The sequence below is a fragment of the Mesorhizobium sp. A556 genome (genome assembly GCF_054489545.1).
Genome location: NZ_JBTMXA010000009.1, coordinates 114308 through 138937 on the forward strand (window position 1 = coordinate 114308; position 24630 = coordinate 138937).

The 24630-nt window shown below is 63.1% G+C and carries 23 protein-coding genes; 16 read left to right on the top strand and 7 right to left on the bottom strand.

Annotated elements, in window-relative coordinates; all coding sequences use genetic code 11:
- Positions 1-106: 106 nt before the first annotated feature.
- Positions 107-1570: a glucosamine inositolphosphorylceramide transferase family protein gene (locus ACX3P0_RS17790; protein ID WP_459090501.1), complete on the top strand. Its 1464-nt coding sequence runs from the start codon at positions 107-109 to the stop codon at positions 1568-1570.
- Here ACX3P0_RS17790 and ACX3P0_RS17795 read toward each other — a convergent pair whose 3' ends face one another.
- Positions 1571-2671 carry a glycosyltransferase family 4 protein gene (locus ACX3P0_RS17795; RefSeq protein WP_459090503.1) on the bottom strand — a complete coding sequence of 367 codons (1101 nt, stop codon included), beginning with the start codon at positions 2669-2671 and terminating at the stop codon, positions 1571-1573.
- Complete coding sequence (locus tag ACX3P0_RS17800) at positions 2668-4101, bottom strand: lipopolysaccharide biosynthesis protein (RefSeq protein ID WP_459090505.1); 1434 nt, start codon at positions 4099-4101, stop codon at positions 2668-2670. Before ACX3P0_RS17800 ends, ACX3P0_RS17795 begins: the two co-directional genes overlap by 4 nt.
- 297 nt (positions 4102-4398) lie before the next feature.
- On the opposite strand from ACX3P0_RS17800, the gene ACX3P0_RS17805 reads away from it, so the two are divergent.
- The 9 genes from ACX3P0_RS17805 to ACX3P0_RS17845 all read left to right on the top strand — a co-directional run bounded on the left by ACX3P0_RS17805 (position 4399) and on the right by ACX3P0_RS17845 (position 16030).
- Positions 4399-6570, top strand: a complete 2172-nt coding sequence (locus ACX3P0_RS17805) for a GumC family protein (protein WP_459090507.1) — start codon at positions 4399-4401, stop codon at positions 6568-6570.
- A gap of 75 nt (positions 6571-6645) precedes the next feature.
- Positions 6646-7713 carry a glycoside hydrolase family 5 protein gene (locus tag ACX3P0_RS17810; RefSeq protein ID WP_459090508.1) on the top strand — a complete coding sequence of 356 codons (1068 nt, stop codon included), beginning with the start codon at positions 6646-6648 and terminating at the stop codon, positions 7711-7713.
- Positions 7714-9276, top strand: coding sequence for a hypothetical protein (locus ACX3P0_RS17815; protein WP_459090510.1), 1563 nt, complete (start codon positions 7714-7716; stop codon positions 9274-9276).
- Between the two features lie 8 nt (positions 9277-9284).
- Entirely contained in the window at positions 9285-10196 is a 912-nt protein-coding gene (locus ACX3P0_RS17820) for a LysR family transcriptional regulator (RefSeq protein WP_459080261.1), read from the top strand.
- Positions 10197-10329: 133 nt separating this feature from the next.
- A complete protein-coding gene (locus ACX3P0_RS17825; protein WP_459090512.1) occupies positions 10330-11490 on the top strand; it encodes an ABC transporter substrate-binding protein in 1161 nt (386 codons plus the stop codon).
- Between the two features lie 208 nt (positions 11491-11698).
- Positions 11699-12697 (top strand): ABC transporter ATP-binding protein, encoded by a 999-nt coding sequence (locus tag ACX3P0_RS17830; protein WP_459090514.1) that lies wholly within the window; start codon positions 11699-11701, stop codon positions 12695-12697.
- Positions 12694-13659 (top strand): ABC transporter permease, encoded by a 966-nt coding sequence (locus ACX3P0_RS17835; RefSeq protein ID WP_459090516.1) that lies wholly within the window; start codon positions 12694-12696, stop codon positions 13657-13659. Before ACX3P0_RS17830 ends, ACX3P0_RS17835 begins: the two co-directional genes overlap by 4 nt.
- Positions 13649-14464, top strand: coding sequence for an ABC transporter permease (locus ACX3P0_RS17840; RefSeq protein WP_459080257.1), 816 nt, complete (start codon positions 13649-13651; stop codon positions 14462-14464). The genes ACX3P0_RS17835 and ACX3P0_RS17840 overlap by 11 nt, the downstream gene beginning before the upstream one ends.
- 138 nt (positions 14465-14602) lie before the next feature.
- Positions 14603-16030, top strand: a complete 1428-nt coding sequence (locus ACX3P0_RS17845) for a gamma-aminobutyraldehyde dehydrogenase (protein ID WP_459080256.1) — start codon at positions 14603-14605, stop codon at positions 16028-16030.
- 12 nt (positions 16031-16042) lie between these two features.
- Here the strand turns inward: ACX3P0_RS17845 and ACX3P0_RS17850 are convergent, their stop codons facing one another.
- A complete protein-coding gene (locus ACX3P0_RS17850) occupies positions 16043-17002 on the bottom strand; it encodes a cation diffusion facilitator family transporter (RefSeq protein ID WP_459080255.1) in 960 nt (319 codons plus the stop codon).
- Positions 17003-17143: 141 nt separating this feature from the next.
- Here ACX3P0_RS17850 and ACX3P0_RS17855 point away from each other — a divergent pair, with 141 nt between their 5' ends.
- Together ACX3P0_RS17855 and sugE are read left to right on the top strand one after the other, a co-directional pair.
- On the top strand, positions 17144-17269 hold the full coding sequence (locus ACX3P0_RS17855; protein ID WP_459090518.1) for a hypothetical protein: 126 nt from the start codon (positions 17144-17146) through the stop codon (positions 17267-17269).
- Between the two features lie 186 nt (positions 17270-17455).
- A complete protein-coding gene (sugE, locus tag ACX3P0_RS17860; RefSeq protein ID WP_459090520.1) occupies positions 17456-17770 on the top strand; it encodes a quaternary ammonium compound efflux SMR transporter SugE in 315 nt (104 codons plus the stop codon).
- A 281-nt stretch (positions 17771-18051) separates the two neighbouring features.
- Here the strand turns inward: sugE and ACX3P0_RS17865 are convergent, their stop codons facing one another.
- Positions 18052-18480: a DUF6481 family protein gene (locus tag ACX3P0_RS17865; RefSeq protein ID WP_459090522.1), complete on the bottom strand. Its 429-nt coding sequence runs from the start codon at positions 18478-18480 to the stop codon at positions 18052-18054.
- Between the two features lie 200 nt (positions 18481-18680).
- Positions 18681-19937, bottom strand: coding sequence for a DNA recombination protein RmuC (locus tag ACX3P0_RS17870; RefSeq protein WP_459080252.1), 1257 nt, complete (start codon positions 19935-19937; stop codon positions 18681-18683).
- A gap of 100 nt (positions 19938-20037) precedes the next feature.
- Here ACX3P0_RS17870 and def point away from each other — a divergent pair, with 100 nt between their 5' ends.
- From def to truA, 4 genes are read left to right on the top strand one after another with little or no spacing between them, the layout of a single operon-like run.
- Entirely contained in the window at positions 20038-20568 is a 531-nt protein-coding gene (gene def / locus ACX3P0_RS17875) for a peptide deformylase (protein ID WP_459090524.1), read from the top strand.
- A gap of 2 nt (positions 20569-20570) precedes the next feature.
- Positions 20571-21506 carry a methionyl-tRNA formyltransferase gene (gene fmt, locus ACX3P0_RS17880; RefSeq protein WP_459090526.1) on the top strand — a complete coding sequence of 312 codons (936 nt, stop codon included), beginning with the start codon at positions 20571-20573 and terminating at the stop codon, positions 21504-21506.
- Positions 21503-22009, top strand: coding sequence for a GNAT family N-acetyltransferase (locus ACX3P0_RS17885; RefSeq protein WP_459090528.1), 507 nt, complete (start codon positions 21503-21505; stop codon positions 22007-22009). Before fmt ends, ACX3P0_RS17885 begins: the two co-directional genes overlap by 4 nt.
- A 15-nt stretch (positions 22010-22024) precedes the next feature.
- The gene (gene truA, locus ACX3P0_RS17890) at positions 22025-22780 is read left to right on the top strand and encodes a tRNA pseudouridine(38-40) synthase TruA (protein ID WP_459090530.1); all 756 of its coding nucleotides are present in this window, start codon (positions 22025-22027) and stop codon (positions 22778-22780) included.
- Here the strand turns inward: truA and ACX3P0_RS17895 are convergent.
- Both ACX3P0_RS17895 and dapE read right to left on the bottom strand, forming a co-directional pair.
- Complete coding sequence (locus tag ACX3P0_RS17895) at positions 22777-23376, bottom strand: transporter (protein ID WP_459080374.1); 600 nt, start codon at positions 23374-23376, stop codon at positions 22777-22779. The two genes, truA and ACX3P0_RS17895, sit on opposite strands and share 4 nt — an antisense overlap.
- Before the next feature lie 14 nt (positions 23377-23390).
- A complete protein-coding gene (dapE, locus tag ACX3P0_RS17900) occupies positions 23391-24584 on the bottom strand; it encodes a succinyl-diaminopimelate desuccinylase (RefSeq protein ID WP_459090532.1) in 1194 nt (397 codons plus the stop codon).
- Between the last annotated feature and the right edge of the window lie 46 nt (positions 24585-24630).

Below are 24630 nucleotides of genomic sequence, written 5' to 3' on the forward strand. Positions count from 1 at the left end.
CTCAAGTGAGATGGTCTCCCAACCGACCTCTTACCCCTTGTCCTATGCGTATCAATGGTTTGTTACTAAATTCGCCCTAGTCTGGAGGCGGTGAGGGGAAATAACAGTGACGGCAGTTGAAGTAATCGTTCCGCACCCCGGACCGAGGCTGTGGCACCGCATCGTGATCGAACGGTTGCGGACGGATGGGCATGGCGTGTCGGTCGTACACCAGCCCGGTGCCGGCCAATGGCCGCCGTCGATGAAGGCTGCGTTGCGCTTCGAACGACGCCTCTTTCGCAGGCACGAACCGGGATTGGCTTCCATCCTGCCGGAAATTTCCGAAATGTCATCGGCTACTGCACCGAACCTGCGCGTAGACCTGTCGGGCGCAGCACCTAACGGTTCCATACCGACGCTCCGGCTGGCGTTTGACGGAGCCTGTTCGGACGCTGCCATGGTCGTCGCCATTGCCAATGGCCGCTTGCCGGAAATCGAAGCCGTGCTGGACGCTGACCGCGTGGTCGGCAGAGCATTTCCGATGCTGGACAAGCGCGAGTCCACCGCGCTCGGCTCCGACGACGTGCTTGCCCGCGCCGTGACGCTGGTTCTGTCGATGGTCAAGCGCTTCGATGGTGGCTGGAGCGCCGATACCGGCAAGGCTCGCCCGCGTATCCTCGGCACCGCAGGCGATTTGCGTTTCATGTCGGCTTACGCCTGCAAGGCCTTGCCGCGGCTTGGCCGCGAAGCCCTGCGGCGTAGCCGCTACCGCCACGCGCATTGGCGCGTCGGCTACCGCTTTATCGACGGCCCCGGCATCGCCCAAACCGGCGCGTTGGGAACCGGATGGGCGCGGATTGCCGATCGGGGTGATCGTTTCTATGCCGATCCGTTCGCTTTCGAATGGCAGGGAAAGCCCTATATTTTCGTCGAAGACTACCCGCACGCCACTAAAAAGGCGGTGATCTCGGTCGCGGAATTCGATGCCGGCGGCGTTGCGCAAACTCCCGACCCCGTGCTGGAGGAGCCTTTTCATCTTTCCTATCCGCAGGTCTTCCACTGGGAAGGCGAGGTCTGGATGCTGCCGGAGGGGAGCGCCGGCGGCGGGCTGACGCTTTACCGCGCGGCGGAATTTCCGCGACGCTGGGAAGCCCATTCCACGCTGCTCGAGGGTGAGATTTCGGACGCCACCCTGCTGGAGCACCAGGGGCGCTGGTGGCTTTTCGCTACACAACGCGACGGCCATGGCAGCACCTCCGATACGCTGGTCGTTTTCCAGGCGCCCGAGCCTGTCGGGCCGTGGACGCCGCACCGGTTGAACCCGATCCTCATCGACCGCCGCACGGCGCGGCCCGGCGGCGCGTTCATTCGCACGGACGGCAAGCTTCTGCTGCCGGTGCAGGATGGCACGCTTGGCTATGGCGGTGGTCTTGGCCTGGTCGAGCTTCTTGAACTGAACGACGAAAATGTCCGGCTTTCCGCGCCGGCCGCGATCTCGGAAACCGGCGATTGGCCCTATCCGCAAATCCACACGCTCAACCGCGCCGGCCGTCTGGAAGTCATCGACGGCATCGCCGCCGTGCGGAAATAATCAAGAACCGAGAAGCAGGTTCTCGTAGCCGACGCACATGGTCATCGGGGAATAGCGGTCGCCAAGACCACGCCCCGTCACTGAAAGTCTTTCGGCAAGGCCGGGCTCATCCATGACGCGGGCAAGTGCCGCGACGACATTTTGGGGCGCGGTTGCATCGACAAACAAGGCTGCCGGCTCGCCGTCGTCGGCCGTCAGCACCTCGCGCAGCACGGGAAGCCCGTTGGCGATAATCGGCAAGCCGGCCATCGCGGCTTCGACCGCAGCCAGGCCGAACGTTTCGTTGACCGACGGGAAGACATAGGCATCGCCCGTCGCCAGGAATTCGAAGATTTGCGTGGGCAATATTTCGCCGACGAGATGCAGGCGCGCCGTCGTGCCTTGTTTGGCGGCCAGCGACAGGAGCGCCTCGCGTTCAGGTCCGGCCCCGGCGATGGCGACATGCAGCGATGGCAGTTGGCCAAGCGCTGCTACCAGCGCGCGATGGTTCTTCTGTTCGCTCAGGCGCCCGGTGCTTATCGCGATGAAGGCATCGCCGGGTAGTCCGAACCGTACGCGCGCGGCCATTTTGGCGTAGGGCCGGTCCGGGCTCGCCACGCCATGGTCGATGCGCCGTATGCGCCGCCGGTAGGCCGCCGGATAGGCTGCGAATTGCGCTTCGGTCCAGCCGGAATTGACGACGTTCCATTGATAGGCGCCGACGGTGCCCATTGCCTTGTCGATCCGGCTGAGCATGCCCATCACGCCGCTCGATTGCGGTGCGCCGCTCTGGTTGGCGACAATGTGGTGAACACCGGCAAGGCGCGCGCCCAGCGTGCCGAAGATATTACCGTAGTGCTGGTAGGATATGACGGCGTCCGGGCGCGCCCTTCGCAGGTAGCGTATCAGCCCGAATGCCGCCATGGCTTGGCCGGAAAGCCCGCGCGGCCGATCCTTCAGGACGAAATCGGCGTGGGCGTCACGGTCGTATATGTCGGTCTTGCGGTACATGAACACGGTGCGCACGTCGTGACCGCGCGCCCGCAGCCCTTCGCCGACCATGTCCGAAACGCGTTGCGCTCCGCCTGCTTCCGCCTGGGTCTGAACCTGAACGATCTTCATGCGGCGGTCTGGCTGGCGGGATCGATTCCCGAAGGGTGGCGTCCGGCAAACAGTCCCATGATCGACGGGTTGATGCCGATGGCGCGCCATGAGATCGAAACGCCGATGATGTTCCAGGTGATGACGGTGCCGGTTATGCCCACCGCCGACCCGACCGGGCCGAACAGATAGGTCATCGCGGCAGTTACGGCCAGGCCCACCACATTGACCACGATCAAAAGCTTGAGCAGCGAATTCTGCAAGCCCGTCAACTGCATCAACAGTTCCAGCGGCCCGCAGGACGCCACCACCGTTACCCCGATGCCGAAGACAATAAGCACGGTGTGCATGGTCGGCGTGGCATAGGCATGATCGAAGATGCCGAGGAGTTGCGCCCCGAAGACGAAGAACACGGCAACGGTGGCGATTGCGACGGCGCTGCTGGCCAATGCCGTCAAGCTGGTCGTGCGTTGGACGTGCGCCTTGTCGCCGCCATAAAAGGCGCTTGATATTTCGGGCGCAAGCGCCTGGTTGATGCCGCTCAGCGCCAACGCGGCCAGCCGGGTGGTGCGGTCGGCGACGAACACCGCGCCGGCGATTTCCGGACCGAGGATCGCCGCGACCAGAAGCGTGCTGACTTGCCCCAGCGCCGGCGGCAGCGAGGTTACGCCCCATAGACCGAGCGTCACGCTGGTGAATTCGGATTTCTGCGCCTGTGAAAGCGGCTGCCGCTCTGCCCCCAGCGTGTCGCGCAGCAGCACCGCCGTTTGCGGCAGCACCACCAGGATGAGCAGGACGGCCGTTATCAGCGTCGCGGAAACCGCAGTCAGCCCCACGTCGAGATACCACAGCAAACCGACGGCTGCGATGGTCGCTGCGCGCCAGATCACGTCCCTGGGCAGCAGGCCCGAAATAAGCGCGCCTTTCGCCCGGAAGGCGCCGGAAGCGAACTCCGACCAGGCAAGCGCCAGCGAAAGCAGGGCCGCCGATGCGCATAGCGGCAGCCATTCGGGCGTGCCACTGCCGACATAGGGCGCGAAGCCGACCGCAAGCACCAACAGGCTGGATACGATGACGCCGGCCAGGGCAACGAAAATGGCGCGGTGCATCAGACCATGGGCGGAAGACAGGTCGTTGGCTTCGGCATATTGCGGCCAGAACCGCAGGACCGTGCTTTGCTGGCCGACACTGGCAAAGAACGAGACGAGGCTCGCGCCCGCATAGGTCGTGCTGTAGAGGCCGAACTGGCGCGCGTCGGTGATCGTTGCGATGATGACGAACATCAGGAAGGACAGGCCGGCGCTGCTAAGCTTGATGGCACCCGCAATCGCGCCGCTTCGGGCCAGCACCGCAATCGACATGCGGCCTGTGCCGTTGGTATCGGCGGCCGGCAGGGGAGAGGTTTCTCGGTCTTTCATCGGTCCGGTGCCGGAGGCTCTGGAAAAATACATGCGGGCGTCCTGTCGACGGCATCGCCGCTGCGTCGCCTGTGGCCTGCCACGGGATGAACGCGCCCACCCATAGTCCAAACACGCGGGCTTGCGCCACAAGGAACCGCGACCATGGTTAGCACCTGGATACTGCCCCCAAATCTCCGCCTTGACTGCATCCATATAGGGCCGCGCCGCTGCCGGCACGATTAAGGCCGACATTAAAATTCCGATAACCTTAACCAACTGCTAACGTTGATTGCGCATGGTGTGTTTCTAAGATCGGGCTCGCGTGCCCTCGATAAGGAACCTTGCTCGATGAGCCCAGCCATCGCAGACGATCGCGATCTTCCGCCCTTGTTCGATATCGGCGCTGTGCTGAAGACCCTGTGGGATCGCCGTATCCTGATCCTGGTTACCGTCGGCGCTGCCGTCATGGTGGCCGCGCTTTATCTTGCCGTCACCAAGCCGGTCTACACGGCTACCGCTTCGATCCTCGTCGACCCGCGTGATTCGCGCGCGACCAGTTTCGACAATGTCTTGCCGGGCATCGGCGCGGACAGCGCGGCAATCGCCAGTCAGGTTGCCGTCATCAATTCGACCGACCTGCTCAATTCCGTGTTCGACTCCGAGGGCCTGAAAGACGACCCGGAATTTTCGGGCGGCGGCCTGTTTTCGTTGTTTCGGGCGAGCCGGCCTCTGGACCGGGACGCTATTTTCCAGCGCTTCCGCGGCAATGTTTCCGTCGATCGCGAAGGGCTGACCTACGTCATCGATATCAGCTTCAAATCGGAAGATCCTGAAAAGGCGGCGCGCATCGTCAAGGCTATCGTCGCGCGCTACAAGGCCAGCCGTTCCGGCGAAAAGGAAACGGCAAACAGCGAAGCCAATACGATGCTGACCGACAAGATCGGTGGCATGCAGACCGCCGTCAGCAACGCCGAGCGCGCGATCCAGGATTTCAAGTTCGAGAACAATATCTTCGACGCCAATGCGGGCGGCACGCTGCAATCGCAGATCGACCAGTTCAGTTCGCAGCTTGTCGCCGCACAGGATCTGGCCGATCAGGCGCAGAGCCGCTACGATCAGGCGGTGGCCGCCGGAACGTCGCCTGAGGGCTTGAGCAGGCTTTCCGCGATCCTGAGTTCCAGCACGGCGGAAAAGCTGAGGCAGGATTATAACGATCGCGCCGCCAGCCTTGCCAGCGCCCAGGCCGACCTCGGCCCGAAGCATCCCACGATCGCCCGGCTTTCGGCTGAACTCGCCAAGATGCACAGCCTGATGGTCAGGGAAGCCCAGCGCATCACCCAGGAACTGAAGGCCAGCCGCGACATCGCTGCCAAGAATGTCAGCCAGTTGCGGGCCAAGCTCAATGGCCTGCGCGGCAATTCCAACGAATCCAATCTCGCGCAGGTGCAGTTGCGCCAATTGCAGCGCAACGCGGACGCGGCGCGCGCCGTGCTCGACGATTTCCTGAAGCGCTCACAGGAAACGCTTCATATGCAGGGCATGCAGATTTCGCAGGTGCGCGAGATCTCAGAAGCGGTGCCACCCCTGCAGCCGACCTGGCCGAAGCCCAAGCTGCTGCTGGCGGTAAGCGGGGTTCTGGGGCTGATCATCGGTTGCGCGCTTGCGCTGATGCTGGGGCCGGTGAAAGTGGGCTCGAAAGGCTTGCTCTCGCGCGCCCACAAGGCGCCGGATAACAAGAATCCGGGCGGTTCGCCGAAATTCGGGAGGCGTCCTACCGTCGCCAGGGCGTCGGGCCTTGTCGATTTGGGCGCCTATGCGGTGCCTGCGACGCCGGACGGGACCGCGCGGGGCGGGGTTCATGCCATTGCGCTCAAGGTGCGGCAGTTCGACAGCACGCCGTTTTTGCTTTCCATGCAGCACGTGCTGGTCCAGGTCACCAATCGCTTGAGCGAGCACCCGAAGCCCTACGTGCTGTTTTTCTCTTCGATCCAAAAGGGCAGCGAGCGCAATCTTGCCGCCGCGCTGATCGGCATCGGGCTTCAGCACATAAAGGAGCGGGTGCTTGTCATCGAAATCGCCGGACAGTCGCGCCAACTGCCGGCCTTGCGCAGCAGAAGGCCGATGATCGACCCGGCCAGCGGCCTGCCGACAGTGCTGGTGGACGCGACCGTCATGGGCAAGAACGGCCCGATGGACAATTCGGGTGCGATCTCCGCCATATTGGCCGAGCAGCGGGGCGCTTTCGATTTCGCGCTGGTTGTCGGTCGTCCGATGGCCGATCCGCTCTACAGCCCGGCTCTGGCGAACGGCGCCGATATGGCGATTTTTGCGCTGACGCCTGCCCAGCGTGGCAACGGCGCGGCGTGGTTGCGGCAAAGGCTTGCCCCCCCAAATGTCGCCCGGACGGCAACGCTGGTGATCGAGCAGGTCCGCGATCGTCCAGCGATGGGCGGCGCGCAAGCTCGACCCGTCGCCGCCAACGAAAGTCCGCGCCGGAAAACCGTCGCGGCGCAGGGGTGACGAAGCGTGTCCGGTCGCGAGCGCCAGCAAACGACTTTGCCATCGGCGATAACGCGTCGCCAGCTAGGCAGCGGATTGGCCGCAATCCTTGCCGCGCAATCCTTGCCGGCCTTCGCCTCGCAAGGCGCCGAACCTGTCGCGCCGAGCCGCGGCTTCAATCTACCCGGCTGGGTCGATCGCGAGGACGGTGCGGCTCCGGCCAGGGCGACACTCGAAAAGCTTCAAGGGCTGGGGTTTGAGACGGTCCGCCTGCCGGTCGCCGCCGATCCTCTTTTGTCGGGAATCTCGGCGCGTGCGGTCATGCTCGGACGGATCGCCAGCGCCGTTTCGCAAATGACCGCCCTGGGTTTTTCGGTGATTGTCGACCTGCATCCGGCCGACAAGTTCGCATCCGCATTGCGCAGCGGTTCACCTGAAGGCGAGCAGCAGGCAGTCGAGGCGTGGGAAGCGCTTGCGCCGATGCTGGCGGATACGCCGGCCGGCAAGGTCTATGCGGAACTGTTGAACGAACCGCCGATGGAGCCGGCTTCATGGCTGCGCCTGCGCGACCGGCTTGCGCAAACCGTTCGCGCCAGATGCCCCCGCCACACGATCGTCTGGGGGACGGCTCCGTATCAGGGCATATGGGAACTGGCCGATACGCCAAGGCTTGCCGACGACAACGCCGTCGTTGCGGTGCATTACTACACGCCGATGGGCTTTACCCATCAATGCGAGAATTGGGACGCCTCGCCGCTTGGCCGTCTCGCCAATCTGCCGTTTCCAGCCACCGTGGATACGCCGCAGGTCAAGGCGCTTTTCGACAAGCTTGGCCAGTCCGGCGACGAGGCAGCAACCGCCTTCCTGAAGGAGCAATTTTCCCACCCGTGGACGACCGCGAGCATCGCCGCCGATTTCGCCACGCTCGGTCAATGGTCGGCCAGCAACCGCTGCCCGGCAATTGTTGATGAATTCGGCGTTCTCGATTTCTGCGTCGATCCGAAGAGCCGCGCGACCTGGGTGCGGGCGGTGCGGCAGGCAGCCCAGGCGAACGGCATCGGCTGGGTCTATTGGGAACTGGACCAGGGTTTCGGCTTCATCAAGGACCGGACGAGCACGCAAGGCTTCGATCTTTCGATGATCGAAGCCTTGACGGGAGCTTAGATGGCGTCGCTGGCCGCATCCCTTGGCACGAATCCGGCACGCCGCATGCCTCAGCCGGGCGCGGAAGCGGCCTTGCATATCGTCGTGGCGCTGCTTCTCATCGGCGCGTCCGTATCGAGCTTCGCGGTGTCGACGATCTTCGGCGCCGCCGCCGCCTTCGTGCTGACCCTGCTAGTTTCCACCGCCCTTCCTGCCAGCGTGCCCACCGCCATTGCCTGCGCCTTCCTGTTCCAGAACATGATCGTGGCCTGGTTCACGCCCTACATACCCGACAACAATGCCTTCGATGCGCTGCGCGGCGCCAATTTCGTGGTGCTGATGACGGCCTATGGCGCGTTCCTGGCCGCTTCGTTCCAGGTGCGCCTGCGCGCTGTCACGCAGGCGCGGCCCTGGCTGTTGTGGGGAATGGCGCTGGCCGGCCTTATTGTCTTCTACATGCTGCTGGGCGCGGTACGCGGCGCGCCGAAGGATTCCATCATCTACTTCCGCAACACCATCACGCCGCTGGCCTGTTTTCACATCGGGCTGGTGTCGGCGAGCCTCTACCGGATCGATCTGCGCAAAACCCTGTTTTGGCTGGGCGCGGGCATCATCGTCTATGGCTATTGCGAGCTTACGTTTACGATGGACTTCCTGGGTCTGTTCAACGGCGACCTTTATATCGTGCGCGGCATGCATCGCCAGATCGATACGGGGTACTGGGAAAAAACCATGCAGCAGACGGGCTTCGTGCTGCGCGGCCTGCAAGACGTGATGACCACCACCTTTTTCAACACGCCGTTGTTTGCGGATCTGTTTCCACCGGTCTTTCGCATCGGCGGGCCTAATTTCCACCCGATCTCCTATGCCTATGCGCTCGGCGTGCTTTCGGTCTGGCTGTTGTTCAAGGGGCGCTGGCTGCTGCCGCTTGCCGCCCTGCCGCTGTTGCTGGTCATCGGCTCAAAGGGTGCGATGTTCATGGTTGCGCTGGCGTTTTTCGTACGCTTCGCGCAGCGCCCGCTGGGCCTGAGGCTGACCCTGCTCGGCGTCCTGGTTGCTGCCGGAACCTGGATCGCCGCGGCGATCGGCTACGGCATTACTCATGGCGACTATCACGTGCTTGGCCTTGTCGCCGGCGTGCGGGGTTTCCTTGGCAATCCGCTCGGGCAGGGGCTGGGCATAGGCGGCAATCTGTCAAGCACCAGCTTCAATCTCGACTGGGATCGTGCGCAGGCGGCCGGTGTCGCCGCCGTCCCGGTCGAAAGTGCTGTGGGCGTGATGCTCTACCAGATGGGCGTCGGCAGCGTCGTGTTCTTCGGTTTTCTGGCCGCCCTTGCCAACACCGCGCGAAAACTGCTTTTGAAAACAGGCAACCCGGAATTCATGTTCGCCTTTGTCGGCATCGTCACCATTTCCACCAATGCCGTCCTGCAGGAAGAAGCGTTCTATTCGCCGCTGGCTCTCGGCTTCTGCCTGCTGCTGGTCGGCACCGCATTCGGCACGCATTGGCGTGAGGAAAGCTTTGCCGCGCGGTTCAGGCCGCCACCGCCCGCTGCTTTCGCGCGCCCCCCGATCCGTGGTTAAGTGCCGGTATGGCGTTTTCGATCCGGCAGTTGCAGTTTTTCGTCGCGGTGGCCGAGCAGGGCACGGTATCGGGCGCTGCCCAGAACCTTTCCATCTCGCAATCGTCGGTGACCGAAGCGATCAAGGAACTGGAGTACGACCTAGGCGTCGAACTGTTCGAGCGCCATTCGCGCGGCCTGAACATCACCCACAAGGGCCACCAGTTCCTGCGCCACGCGACGAAAATCCTGGCGGATGTCTCGGATGCGCGGCGCGCCTTTTCCGACGAGCAGGTGGCCGCTGGCGGCAAGTTGCACCTCGGCGTGACATCTCTCGTCGCCGGTTACGTCCTGTCCGACCTCCTGGCGCGCTACCGCCGAGCCTATCCCGGCGTCGAGGTTTCGGCCATCGAGGACAATGGCGATTACCTCGAACATTTGCTGATCGGCGGCAAGTTGGACATCGCGGTGATGGTCACCACCAATTTGCGCGACCGCATGGCGCTGCAATCCGAAATCCTCGAAGTCTCGGCCTACCGGTTGTGGTTGCCGCTCGGTCACCGGCTGACCTCGACCGAGATCATCGGCATCGGCGACCTTGCAGGCGAGCCGCTGATCATGCTGACCCTGGACGAAATCGAGGAAAGCACAGGCAAACTGCTGGCGGCAATCGGCGCCAAACCCAACGTCGCCTTTCGCACCCGCTCGGTGGAAGCCGTGCGCAGCCTGGTGGCGACGGGAGCCGGGCTGGCGTTGCTGCCGGACCTCGTCTACCGGCCGTGGTCGCTGGAAGGCGACCGCATCGAGAGCCGCGACATGTCCGGCTCCTTGCCGGTGGTGCAGGTGGGCATGGTGTGGCGGCGAGGTTCCGGTCTGCCGCAGGCGGCGCGCGATTTCATCGGCATCGCGCAATCGCAGCGCACGGTTCGGCAGCGCATCTGAGGCTTCTTGGTATCGGTAAAACCGATAGCGACGTTCTGATAAATGAATTTGCGAATGCGGCGATTTCACGACACCTTGTCGCACGCATCGGGCGGCAACGGGAGAGCGGCCGTCCACATGGGAGGATCGACCAATGAATTCATTCCTGAAGTCGTGTACGGCATTTACCATCGCGCTGACCTTCGCCGGGCAGGCCACCGCGCAGGAAATGCTCAAGGAACTGGGCAAGGGCGAGGGCGCGGTCAGCATCGTCGCGTGGCCGGGCTATGTCGAGCGCGGCGAGAGCGACAAGGCCTATGACTGGGTCACCGATTTCGAAAAGAAGACCGGCTGCATGGTGACGGCCAAGACGGCGGCGACTTCCGACGAGATGGTCGCGCTGATGAACGAGGGCGGCTTCGACCTCGTCACCGCTTCGGGCGATTCCTCGCTGCGCATGGTTGCCGGCAAGCGCGTGCAGCCGATCAACACTGATCTCATTCCAAGCTGGAAAACGGTCGACGAGCGGCTGCAGAATGCGCCGTGGTTCACCGTCAACGACGTCCATTACGGTGTGCCCTATCAGTGGGGGCCGAACGTTTTGATGTACAACACCAACGTCTTCAAGGAAGCGCCGAAAAGCTGGAACGTCGTGTTCGAGCCAATGGATTTCCCGGACGGCAAGCCCAACAAGGGCCGCGTCCAGGCTTATGACGGCGCCATCCATATCGCCGACGCCGCCAACTATCTGATGGCCCACAAGCCGGAACTCGGCATCAAGGACCCCTATGAGCTGAACGAAGACCAGTACAAGGCGGCCCTCGACTTGTTGCGCGTGCAGCGCACGCTGGTCGGCCGCTACTGGCACGACGCCATGATCCAGGTTGACGACTTTAAGAACGAGGGCGTCGTCGCCTCCGGCTCGTGGCCGTTCCAGGTCAACCTCTTGGCCAGCGAGAAGCAGCCCGTCGCTTCCACTATCCCTGAAGAAGGGGCGACCGGCTGGGCCGACACCACCATGATGCATGTCGATGCCGCCCATCCGAACTGCGCCTACATGTGGATGGAGCATTCGCTGTCGTCCAAGCTGCAGGGTGACCTCGCCGCCTGGTTCGGCTCCAACCCCGCCGTCCCCGCCGCCTGTAAGGGCAACGAGCTTTTGACCGACGAAGGCTGCAAGACCAACGGCTTCGAGGATTTTGAGAAGATCAAGTTCTGGAAGACGCCGGTGACCCAATGCGCCAGCCAGGACAACCAGTGCGTGCCTTATTACCGCTGGGTGTCCGATTACATCGGCGTTATCGGCGGCCGCTGAGGCCTAGGGCGATGGGATACAGGACGCTACGTCCTGCATCTCCCTCTCCGCCTCGCTTTGCTCGGCACCTCTCCCCCTAAAGGGGCGAGGAACCCAAGCTGGGGAAGCTCGGCATTGCGGCAGCGCTTCCTCGCTCTGCGAAGCGAGGCGGATAGGAGTGTTCGCTGCATCAAATCCTACAGCGTTGAATCGGTAGAAAACTGAACCCATGACCGCAGCCGTATCCTTCCGACAAGTCTCTCGCCATTTCGGCAGCGTGCGCGCCGTCGATGCGGTCGACCTCGACGTCGCGCCCGGCGAGTTCTTCGCCATGCTCGGGCCGTCTGGCTCCGGCAAGACCACCTGCCTGCGCCTGATCGCCGGCTTCGAGCAGCCGACCGCCGGCTCGATCTCGATCTTCGGCGAGCGTGCCGAAGGCGTCCCGCCTTACCGGCGCAACGTCAACACAGTGTTTCAGGATTACGCCCTGTTTCCGCATCTGAGCGTGCTCGACAACGTTGCCTACGGGCTGATGGTCAAGGGTGTCGGCAAGGCGGAGCGTCACAAGGCGGCCGAGGACACCTTGGCGCTTGTCCAGCTTCCCGGCTACGGTGCGCGCCGCCCCGGCCAGCTTTCCGGTGGTCAGCGCCAGCGCGTGGCGCTCGCCCGTGCCCTGGTCAACCAGCCCAAGGTGCTGCTGCTGGACGAACCGCTCGGCGCGCTTGATCTCAAGCTGCGGGAAAATATGCAGGAAGAGCTGAAGGCGCTGCAAAGGGCGCTCGGCATCACTTTCGTCTTCGTCACCCACGACCAGGGCGAGGCGCTGTCGATGGCCGACCGCGTCGCCGTCTTCAACGACGGTAAGATCATGCAGGTCGGCTCTCCGGAAGACATTTATCAACGCCCGGCGACGCGCTTCGTCGCCGATTTCGTCGGCTCGTCCAACGTCCTGCCACCGGATTTCGTCAAGCGCTGGTCGGGCCAGCATCGCTGGGGCAGCCTCAGGCCGGAATCCATCCGCATTGCCCGCACGTCAACGGGCGACGGCGTGCCCGCGCGTCTCATTTCCACCAACTATCTCGGCGCCACCACCAAGCTTCTGCTCGATGTCGAAGGGTTGCAACTGCACGCCACGGTGCCCGCCGGCGCCGCCTTGCCGGAAGCGGGCGAGGCGGTGATGCTCACTTTCAACCGCGAGCATTTGCACCTGATGGATGAGGCGTCATGACCGCCGCCACCATCCCCGCAAACGCCGCGCCCGCCGTTCTGCCCGGCAGCGGTGGCATGCGCGGCGCTCTGTCTGACCTTTTCTGGCGCAGGCCGAAATTTTTGCTGATGCTGATGCTGTTGCCGCCGGTGCTGTGGCTGGGCATCGTCTATATCGGGTCGCTCATTGCACTCCTGGCGCAAAGCTTCTTTTCCATCGACGAGTTTTCCGGCCTCATCAATTATCAGTTCACGTTGAAGACCTATGGCGACCTGTTCCGGCCAGCCAATCTCGACATCATCCTGCGCACGGTGACGATGGCTGCCTGCGTCACGCTGGCCTCTGTCGTGGTCGCGTTCCCCATCGCCTACTACGCTGCCCGCTATGCGCAAGGCCGCTGGAAGGTGCTGTTCTATCTTGGCGTCATGCTGCCGCTGTGGTCAAGCTATCTGGTGAAAATCTACGCCTGGAAGCTCATCCTCGCCAAGGAAGGCATTTTGACCTGGGTGCTGGCAAAGCTGCATCTGCTGTGGGTACTCGACGCCTGGCTGTCGCTGCCCTATGTCGGCGGAAACTCGCTGTCGGTGTCCTTCACCGGCACCTTCATCGTCTTCGTCTATGTCTGGCTGCCCTTCATGATCCTGCCGATGCAGGCGGCACTGGAGCGCGTACCCCGCAATCTGGTAGAGGCATCTTCCGACCTCGGCGCATCGCCCGGCCAGACCTTCCGCAACGTTTTGTTTCCCCTTGCGTTGCCCGGCATCGTCGCCGGCTCCATCTTCACCTTCTCGCTGACGCTCGGTGACTACATCATCCCGCAGATCATCGGCACGTCGCGCCTGTTCATCGGTCAGGCGGTCTATGCCCAGCAGGGCACCGCCGGCAACATTCCGCTCGCCGCCGCCTTCACCGTGGTGCCCATCGTCATCATGGGTTTCTATCTGTGGGGCGCCAAGCGCTTGGGGGCCTTCGATGCGCTCTGACCGTTCTCAACGCACGCCGCTTGGCCTGAAAATCGCCGCCGGTTGCGGGCTTTCGTTCCTGCACCTGCCGATCCTGCTGATCTTCGTCTATGCCTTCACCACCGAGGAAAAGAGTTTTGCGTGGCCGCCGCCCGGCCTGACGACGCAATGGTTCGCCGTTACCTGGAACCGGCCTGACGTATGGCAGGCGCTGTCGCTGTCGGTGCGGGTGGCCAGCATTTCGACGCTGATCGCGCTGGTGCTCGGCACGCTCTGCTCCGCCGCCGTCAGCCGTACCAAATTCTTCGGTCGCGAAACGATTTCGCTGCTGGTCATCCTGCCGATCGCGCTGCCCGGCATCATCACCGGCATCGCGTTGCGCTCGGCCTTTTCGCTGGCCGAGATCCCGTTCTCGTTCTGGACGATCGTGCTCGGCCACGCCACCTTCTGCGTTGTCGTGGTCTACAACAACGCCGTCGCCCGCTTCCGGCGCACTTCCGGTTCGATGATCGAGGCGTCGATGGATCTCGGCGCGGACGGTTTCCAGACCTTTCGCCATGTCGTGCTGCCCAATATCGCGACGGCGCTTCTTGCCGGCGGCATGCTTGCCTTCGCGCTGTCCTTTGACGAGGTCATCGTCACCACCTTCACCGCCGGCCAGCAGCAGACGCTGCCGATCTGGATGCTGGAGGAACTGATCCGCCCGCGCCAGCGCCCGGTCACCAATGTCGTCGCCATGGTCGTGGTGCTGGTGACGCTGCTGCCGATCCTTGCCGCCTATTACCTGACCCGCGACGGCGACCAGATCGCCGGTTCGGGCAAATGAAACGAGAAGGTGCATCCTTCAAGGCTCGGCTATCGCCTCACGCCTCAGGATGAGGAAGGCAGCACCAACTCCCTCATCCTGAGGTGCCCGCGAAGCGGGCCTCGAAGGACGCACTGGATCACCGTAGGAGGAAGATAAATGGACACCGAGATGCTGATTGGCTCGAAGTTCGAGAAGGGCACGGAATCCGAGGAGGCCGTCCTCAATCCGAAGACCGGCGAAACCATTTTCAACCTGCCGGAAGCCGGCCCCGCTCAGATCGAGGCGGCGGTGGCCGCCGCCGAAAAGGCGTTCGTCACCTGGTCGCGCACCACGCCGGCGCAGCGCTCGGGCTACCTGTTGAAGATCGCCGACCGCATCGAAGCGGAGGCGGAAGGATTTGCAGCCCTTGAAGCGCTGAATTGCGGCAAGCCGATCAACGCCGTTCTCAACGACGAAATCCCGGCTATTGTCGATTGCTGGCGCTTCTTTGCCGGCGCGGTGCGCTCCATGCCCGGCGTCGTTGCCGGCGAATACATCCCCGGCCACACCTCGATGGTGCGCCGCGACCCGATCGGCATCGTCGCCTCCATCGCGCCGTGGAACTACCCTCTGATGATGATGGCGTGGAAACTGGCGCCAGCGATTGCCGGAGGCAACACGGTCGTCTTCAAGCCTTCGGAACAGACGCCGCTGACGGCGCTGAAGCTGGCCAGGATTTTTGCCGAAGTTTTGCCCGAAGGCGTGGTCAGTGTCGTTCTCGGCCGTGGCGAAAGCGTCGGCAGCCCGCTGATCAACCACCCGAAGGTCAACATGATCTCGATCACCGGTGATGTCGCCACCGGCAAGAAGGTGCTTCAGGCGGCCGCGAAATCGGTCAAGCGCACGCATCTGGAACTGGGCGGCAAGGCACCTGTCATTGTCTTCGACGATGCCGATCTTGATGCCGTGGTCAGCGGCCTGCGCGCCTTCGGCTACTACAATGCCGGGCAGGACTGCACCGCCGCCTGCCGCATCTATGCCGGTAAGAAGATTTACGACAAGCTCGTCGCCGACCTGTCGTCGGCGGTCTCGACCATCAAATACAATCGGCCCGACGACACGGAAAACGAGATCGGCCCGCTGATCTCGATGCGCCAGCGCGACCGCGTCGCAAGCTTCGTCGAGCGCGCCTCGGAACTGAAGCACATCGAAATCACCACCGGCGGCAAGCCGGGCGACGGCTCCGGCTTCTTCTACCAGCCGACCGTGGTTGCCGGTGCTCTGCAGGAAGACGAGATCGTGCGCCGTGAGGTGTTCGGGCCGGTCGTCTCCGTCACGCGCTTTTCGGACACGGACGAGGCGGTCAACTGGGCCAATGACAGCGACTATGGGCTCGCTTCCTCTATCTGGACCAAGGACGTCTCGCGCGCCATGGCGACCGCTGCCCGGCTGCAATATGGCTGCACCTGGATCAACACGCACTTCATGCTGACCAACGAGATGCCGCATGGCGGGCTGAAACAGTCCGGCTACGGCAAGGATATGTCGCTCTATGCGCTGGAGGATTATACGGCCGTCCGCCACGTCATGGTCGCGCATGGGTAAGTCCATGTAGCCTCACTCGCTCGCGTCGTCCTCCGCGATCACCTGCCGGCGTTGTTCCCAGGTGCCGGCGGTCTGCGGCTTGACGAACAGGCTGGTGATCTCCGGCACGTCCGCCTTGAGCCGGGCTTCCAGCCGCTCCACGCACGCCTCGATCTCGGGCGCGGCAAGGCGGTCCTCGAACTCGATGCTGAGGCCGGCGACGATCTCCTGCGGCCCCATATGCACGGTGAGAACGCCGTTGGCCCGCTGCACGGCGGGGTCCTGCTGGACGATTTTCAGGATCTTTTTCTGCATGGCTGGTGATGCGGGCTCGCCCATCAACAGGCTCTTGCTTTCGCGGGCGAGGAAGATCGCGGTTGCACCGAGAATGAGCGCGATCCCTATCGAGGCGACGCCGTCTAGTTCCGGCATGTCCAGCAGTTCGGCGGCCAGGATGCCGGCGAAGGCGACGACAAGGCCGAGAAGCGCCGCACTGTCCTCGAACAGGATGGTGTAGACGCTGGGGTCCTTGCTCACATGAACGGCCTTGAACCAGCCGAGCTTGCCCTTGGTCTTGTGGAATTCCTTCAGTGCGATCCACCATGTACTGCCTTCGAACAGGAAGGACAGACCGAGCACAATATAGTTCACCTTGGGATTGGAGACCGGTTCGGGCGTCATGATGTGGGTGACGCCTTCGTAGAAAGAGACCCCCGCACCCAGCGCGAAAACCAGAAGTGCTACGATAAAGCTCCAGAAATAGAGCTCGCGGCCGTGACCGAGCGGATGCATGCGGTCTGCGGGCCGGGCTGCGCGGTGCATGCCATAGAGCAGCAGGCCGCCATTGCCGGTGTCGACCAGCGAGTGCACGCCTTCCGAAAGCATCGCCGAACTGCCGGTAAAGAAAGCGGCGGCGAATTTTGTCAGCGCGATGGCCAGATTGCCCACAAGCGCCGCGTAGATAACGACTTTTGACCCGCTATGTGCCGCCATTGTCACTCCATGAAAGCAGATCAACGCTACATAGTGCCGCCGCTGGAAGCGCCCAGTTTTTCATCGCTCGGCTTTTCATGGGCCTTGCGGACGCGTCAAACTATTGGTTCTATCCAATCTAGCCAACCGCAGGAGCGAATCATGGCCAAAGGTGCGATGAAGGCAGGCAAGGAAGCCCGCAAACCGAAGAAGGATGCCAAGAAGCCGGCGCCAGAACCGGCGCTGAAAGCGCCGCCGGTCAAGGCGACGCGGCTGAAGGACAAATAGCGCACGATCCACCGCCCAGGGAACGGGTTGTCGGCGGCGATTTTCGCTATCCTGAACTAGTCGAGATTTCGATCGTGCGTCGGCGCTGGTGCGACTGCCGATCCGATTTGCTATTCCTGCAGGGACGACCCTGCGGTCTTATGAACAGTCAGCCGGGACGACCCGCCAAATCGACGGAGTTCTTCGATGGCGTGGACCATTCTGTTTATTGCCGGCCTGTTTGAAATCGGCTGGGCAATCGGCTTGAAATACACGGACGGTTTTACCCGACCGCTGCCGACGTTCCTTACCGTAGTATCGATGATTATCAGCATGGCCATGCTCGGCCTCGCGCTGAAGACGCTGCCGGTCGGAACGGGCTATGCCGTGTGGACCGGGGTCGGCACCGTGGGAACGGCACTGCTCGGCATCTGGCTGCTGGGCGAGCCGGCGACTGCAATCAGGCTTGGCTGCATCGCGCTGATCGTTTGCGGCATCCTTGGGTTGAAACTGGCGGCCTGACGTTTTCACAGAGCATCGGAACAACCGAATACCGGACCAGGCTTTTCGGTCCGATGCTCTTGAAACATGTGAAGCCAAAAATCGGCGGCTACAACGCGTCACACCTGAATGGGACCATGCGGTGCGTTTCAAGCCCTTGTTTTGATGCATGTCGTTGCCCCGAAACCGGTTCCCACTTTCAGGCGACATGCATTGAAAACCGGCGAAACGCCAAAAACCGGCATTGCCGCGAGGGCATGCCGGTTTTTCAATTTGGATGCTTACGGCCGGAGCCGGATGCGTCAGCGCGCCGTAAAGCCTGGAGGCGTCCGCCCGCCACGCTGCTTGCGCGCTGCGTAGCGTGCATCGCGCTTGGCCTTGCGTTCCGCGTCGTCCGACAGGAGGCGAGCGATACGCTCGGTCTCTTCTGCCTCGCGAAGCTTGGCTTCGGCCTGCGCTTCTTCTTCCGCAACGATCCGCGCCGCTTCCGCCGCAGCCTCGCGTTCGGCTTTCTCTGCCGCCTCGCGTGCCAGTTTTTCCTGCTTCAGCCTTGCCTTTTCGGCTTCGCGTATCGTGCGGGCTTCCAAAATGGCCTTGCGTTCCGCCTGCCGCGCCAGCACTGCGGGATCATCCGCCGCCGGTTTTGCCTTGAAGCGCTCCAGAAGCGCCTTTTTTGCCTCGTTTGCAGCATTACGCCGCTCGAAAACGTCTTTTTCCCTATAGATAGCCAAGTCCACTTCCTTGAAGTCAATTCGCGTCGCTTACATACGCGCGGAATGCGAGAATTCAAGCGACAATCCCGCATAACTGGCATGAAATTCCGGGGTGTTGCCGTGAAAATACACCCTTTTTCGGGTTGAATCGGGCGCGGAACGGCCAGACTCGCACATTCGGGCACCCCTTGGGCGGCCGCACTTGATCCTTGGACGGGTCAGTCTTCGCCCTCGACCACTCTCAGGCGAAGCTGCCCGGTCTTCGAATCGGCGGCCCGCATGGCCGGCTTGGGCGGCGGCGCGTCGGTATCCTCCTTCGCGTCATCGGGCGGAGTGCCGAATTCCAGCGCCTCGATCTTCTGGCCGCGCTTCGTAACCTTCGACGTCGAGACCAGAATGTCCTCGATATCCCTGGCGGACTGGCCGAAATGCGTTTGCAGCTTGCGCACGCGCTCGTCGACGCGCGCCACATCCTCCATCAGCCGGATTACCTCGCCCTGGATCAGATGCGCCTGTTCGCGCATCCGCGCATCCTTGAGGATCGCCTGGATGACCTGGATCGACAGCATCAGCAGCGAGGGCGAGACGATGACGATGCGGGCACGGTGCGCCTTGTGGACGATGGCCTCGAAATTCTCGTGGATCTCGGCAAAGACCGATTCCGAGGGTACGAACATGAAGGCCGTGTCCTGCGTCTCGCCCTGGATCAGGTATTTTTCCGAAATATCGCGAACATGCACTTCGATGTCGCGCCGGAACGCCTGCGCCGCGACCTTCTGCAGGTCCGGACCGTCGGCCGCGCGAATGGCGTTCCACGCTTCCAGCGGAAATTTCGCGTCGATGGCGAGCGCCGGCGCGCCGTTCGGCATTTTTATCAGGCAATCGGGCCGGCTGCCGTTGGACAGCGTCGCCTGGAACTCGAACGACCCCATCGGCAGGCCGTCGGCGACGATCGCCTCCATGCGCGATTGTCCGAACGCGCCGCGCGTCTGCTTGTTGGACAGGATCGCCTGCAACTGCACCACCTGGCCGGCCAGCGACTGGATGTTGTTTTGCGCGGTATCGATGACGGCAAGCCGCTCCTGCAACCGGGCAAGGCTCTCATGGGTGGATTTCGTCTGTTCGGTCATCGTTTGGCCGAGCCGCCCGGTCATGGCGTCCAGACGTTGCCCGATGGATTGTGTCAGTTCGGCCTGGCGTGCGCCAAATACGTCGGCGATGGCCCCCATGCGCCCCTGCATCTCGGCCTGGGATTGCAGGATGCCGGCCATGCGGGCTTCCGCGTCGCGGGCGTGCTCGGCAGCCTCAGCGGCCGCAGCCGCACGCGCCTTGGCCGAGCGCCACAGGGCGATCACAAGCGCCGCAAGTAGAAGAAAAAATACGACGCCGCCAAAAACCAGCATCTGGCCAAGCGTAATCGTCGTCGCGCCGAGCCGGATTATCGGTTCGGAAAAGGCAGCACTTGTCTCATTCATGGGGACAGCATAGCCGATTCGACCGATCGCGTCAGATCAAAACGTGAACAATAAGCTTGCGGGCGTTGACGCTGTTTGTGTGAGGTCTTAGGTGAGGCGAATGTCGATAAAGCCGCTCATCATCCTGCCCGATCCGGTCCTGCGTCAGGTTTCCAAACCCGTCGAACGGGTCGACGCGCCGTTGCGCAAACTGGCCGACGATATGCTGGAGACGATGTACGACGCGCCGGGCATCGGCCTTGCGGCAATCCAGGTGGGCGAGCCGCTGCGCGTGCTGGTCATCGACCTCGCCAAGGAAGGCGACGACCCCGCGCCGCACGTCTTCATCAACCCCGAAATTCTGGCTCGCACCGACGACCGCTCGGTCTACGAAGAGGGTTGTTTGTCGATCCCGGATTATTACGCCGAGGTCGAGCGCCCGGCGTCGGTGCGGGTGAAATATCTCGACCGCCGTGGCGCCAGCCAGGAGATCGAGGCGGAAGGCTTGATGGCGACCTGCCTGCAGCATGAGATCGACCACCTCGACGGCGTCCTGTTCATCGACCATATTTCCAAGCTCAAGCGCGATATTGTCATCCGCCGGTTCAAGAAGATCGCCAAGGAACAGCAACCGGGCAAGCTGAGGGCATAAAAATGCCGCTCCGCATCGTCTTCATGGGCACGCCGGATTTCTCCGTGCCGACGCTCCGTGCGCTGGCGCAGGCCGGGCATGAGATCGTCGCCGTCTATACGCAGCCGCCGCGCGCAGCGGGCCGCCGCGGGCTGGAATTGACGCCGTCGCCCATCCAGCGCGAAGCCGAGCGGTTGGGGCTGGAGGTGCGAACGCCGACATCGCTGAAGGCCGAGGCCGAGCAGGCGGCTTTTCACGCCTTGAATGCCGATGTTGGTGTTGTCGTCGCCTACGGACTGCTCTTGCCGCAGGCCATCCTCGATGCGCCGCGCCTTGGTTGCCTCAATGGGCATGCCTCGCTTTTGCCGCGCTGGCGCGGTGCCGCCCCCATCCAGCGCGCCATCATGGCTGGCGACACGGAAACCGGCATGATGGTAATGAAGATGGAGGCCGGCCTGGATACCGGACCGGTGGCGATGGTCGACAAGGTCGCGATCGGCCCGGATATGACCGCCAGCGCACTGCACGACGCCTTGATGGAGCGCGCCGCAGGGTTAATGGTCGAGGCGGTGGCGCGGCTGGAAGCGGGAGAACTCGGCTTTGCGCCTCAAGCGGCCGAAGGGGTGACCTACGCCAGAAAGATCGATAAAGGGGAAACCCGCGTCGATTGGACGCTTCCCGCGGATGAGGTGCACAACCATATTCGCGGCCTGTCGCAATTTCCGGGCGCATGGTGCGAAGTGGAAATCGGCGGCCGCATGGAGCGGCTGAAATTGCTGCGTTCGGGGCTTGCCGAAGGCACTGGCGAGCCGGGGTGCCTGCTGGACGATCAGTTGACTGTCGCCTGTGGCATAGGTTCCGTCCGGCTGGTCGAAGTGCAACGGGCAGGAAGCCGGGCCGTTGCCGCATCGGAGTTCCGGCGCGGCACACGAATGGAAAAAGGAATGAAATTGTCATGAGCATGATGTCGATACGGGCGGCAACGCCACGCGACCGCGATGCAATCCGCCGGGTTGAGAAAAACGCGTTCGGCCAACAGCAGGAAGCTGGGCTGGTCGACGCCCTGGTCGCCGATGGCGACGCCATCGTGGAACTGATTGCCGAAGAAGACGGACAGGTCGTCGGCCATATCCTGTTTTCGCGGCTGTTCGTGCACGAGAGCGGCAAGGATTTCGCTGCCGTCGCGCTTGCGCCGCTGGCGGTCGATCACTCGTTCCACGGCACCGGCATCGGCGGCGCGCTGGTCCGCGAGGCGCATATCAGGCTGAAAGCCGCCGGCGAACAGCTTTCCATCGTGCTGGGCGATCCGGCCTATTACGGCCGCTTCGGCTATTCCCATGCACGCGCGGCAGCGTTCGAGAGCCCGTATCAGGGACCGGCATTGCAGGCGCTGGCATGGGGCGAAGCGCCGGAAATCGGCCTGCTCGTTTATGCCACGGCCTTCGAATCGCTGGCCGCCTGATCCTGTTGCCGGGGGATGCCGCGCTTTCGCCTCGACATCGAATATGACGGCGCGGCCTATGCCGGCTGGCAGCGGCAGGCCGACCAGCCCTCGGTACAGCAGGCGATAGAGACCGCGATCCTGAAATTCAGCGGGGACGCCATCGCGTTGCGCGGCGCTGGCCGCACCGATGCCGGCGTCCATGCCACCGGGCAGGTGGCGCATGCCGACCTGACGAAAGACTGGACCGGCGACAAGGTGCGCGATGCCGTCAACGCGCATTTGCAGATGGCAGGCGAACGGGTTTCCATCCTGAAGGCTACCCCGGTTTCCGATGAATTCGACGCCCGCTTTTCGGCGCTTGGCCGTCATTACCTTTACCGCATCCTCAATCGGCGCGCGCCAGCAGCGCTCGAAATGGGCAAGGTGTGGTGGGTGCCGAAGCCGCTCGACGCGGCTGCCATGCACGAGGCCGCCAAAGTGCTGCTCGGGCGGCATGATTTCACCACCTTCCGCTCGACCCAATGCCAGGCCAAAAGCCCGGTTCGGACGCTGGAGCGTCTGGAAGTTACGCGCAGCGGCGATGTCATCGAAATTCGCGCATCGGCGCGCTCGTTCCTGCACAACCAAGTGCGCTCGATCGCCGGTTCGCTGAAGCGGGTCGGCGACGGCGCATGGACGGCCGACAGGCTGAAGGCGGCGCTCGACGCGCGCGACCGTGCCGCCTGCGGACAGGTTGCGCCGCCGGATGGGCTTTTTCTGACGAAGGTCGACTATCCGGAAATGCTTTAGGCGGTTTCCGGCACGGTGATGCCGAGCATCGCCTGCAGCGCAAACACCACCACGAGCGAAATCACGAACATGCCGACGAAAACGGCGGTGCCGATGGCCGCACCCTTGCCGACCACGGCGTTGGTCATGCGCCAGGTAAGAACCATCGACAGCAGAAAGCAGAACAGCGATAAGAAACCGGCGGTCGGGTCGCTGGCGGGAAGAAACAGCCGGATAAGCGCTGGGGGCAGCATCAGCCACGCGATGATGGCGGAAGCCCAGTTGCTGGCCACCACATAAGCGACAAAACGTTCACCGATGCCGGCGCGCGGCGCGACCAGGGCAAGGCCGATCAGCGGCAGTACCCAGGCGCCGAAATCTACCGCCGCCAGGCCAAACAGCATTGCGAGGCGCCCGGCAAAGACATCCGGGTCGCCGATTTCATTGGCGATGCCGACCCAGCCGACGATAAGGGCAGGCACGGCGAAAACCATCGCATAGAAGGAATTCCAGAAGCCGTCGGCGGAAAGGTCGAGCAGGCGCAGGCCGTCAGGCTTGCCCAGCATCAATCGCCAGGCGCCCGTGAGCGAAGCCTGTGTTTCATCCGCCGAGAGCAGCATCGACTTGTCCCTCAGCCTTGCTTGAACCAGTCTTCGAGAAAACGCTCATAGATTTGGGTCAGTTGCTCGAGATCGGCAAGGGCAACCCGCTCGTCCACCATATGCATGGTCTTGCCGACCAGCCCGAATTCGACCACGGGACAATAGTCCTTGATGAAACGGGCGTCGGAGGTGCCGCCGGATGTGGACAGGGCAGGGGTTTTACCGGTCACCGAATTGATGGAGCCGCTCAGCGTCTGGACCAGCTTGTCGTCGCGGGTCAAAAAGACATGGCTTGGCCGGTCGCGCCAGACCAGTTCGTAGTCCACGGGCTCGCTTCGCCCGGCGCGATACTTCTTGCGCCGCGCCGCCCGATCGAGCCGGTTGTGAATTTCCGCCTGGATAGTTTCGGCGTTCCAGGTGTCGTTGGAGCGGATGTTGAAGGTGGCCGTCGCCTTGGCGGCAATGACGTTGGTGGCCGTGTTGCCGACATCGATGGTGGTGATTTCCAGGTTGGTCGGCTGGAAATCCTTCGTGCCCTTGTCGAAGACCGGCAAAAGCAGCGCGTCGATCAGGCTCATCAGGCCCCGCACCGGATTGTCGGCCAAGTGCGGATAGGCGACATGACCCTGGCGGCCGTTGACGGTGATGGTGCCGGACAGCGACCCCCGCCGGCCGATCTTGATGCCATCGCCCAGCGTGTCCGGGTTGGTCGGTTCGCCGACGATGGCCGCATCCCAGGTCTCGCCCTTGGCTGCTGCCCAGTCGAGCAGCTTGGTGGTGCCGTTGATGGCCGGTCCTTCCTCGTCGCCGGTAATCAGCAGCGAGATCGAACCCTTCGGCCCGCCGTGCTTTTCGACATGGCGCGCGACTGCGGCGATGAAACAGGCGATGCCGCCCTTCATGTCGACCGCGCCGCGACCGTACATTTCGCCATTGGCAATTTCGGCGGAAAAGGGCGGATGCATCCACGCCGCCTCGTCGCCGACCGGCACGACGTCGGTATGGCCGGCAAACATCAGATGCGGTCCGTTGCCGGAGCGGCGGGCATAAAGGTTTTCGACGGAAGGCGTGCCGTCCTCGGAAAAGACCGGGCGCTCGACCGCAAAGCCGAGCGGCTCCAGCATGGCTTGGAGCACCGATAACGCCCCGCCTTCGGCAGGGGTGACGGAGGGGCAGCGGATCAGGGCTGCAAGGTTTTCAGCGGGATCGAGAGGCATCATCATGGCGCCAAGCGATAGTCGAAAGCCGGCGGCCTGTCATCAGCCGACA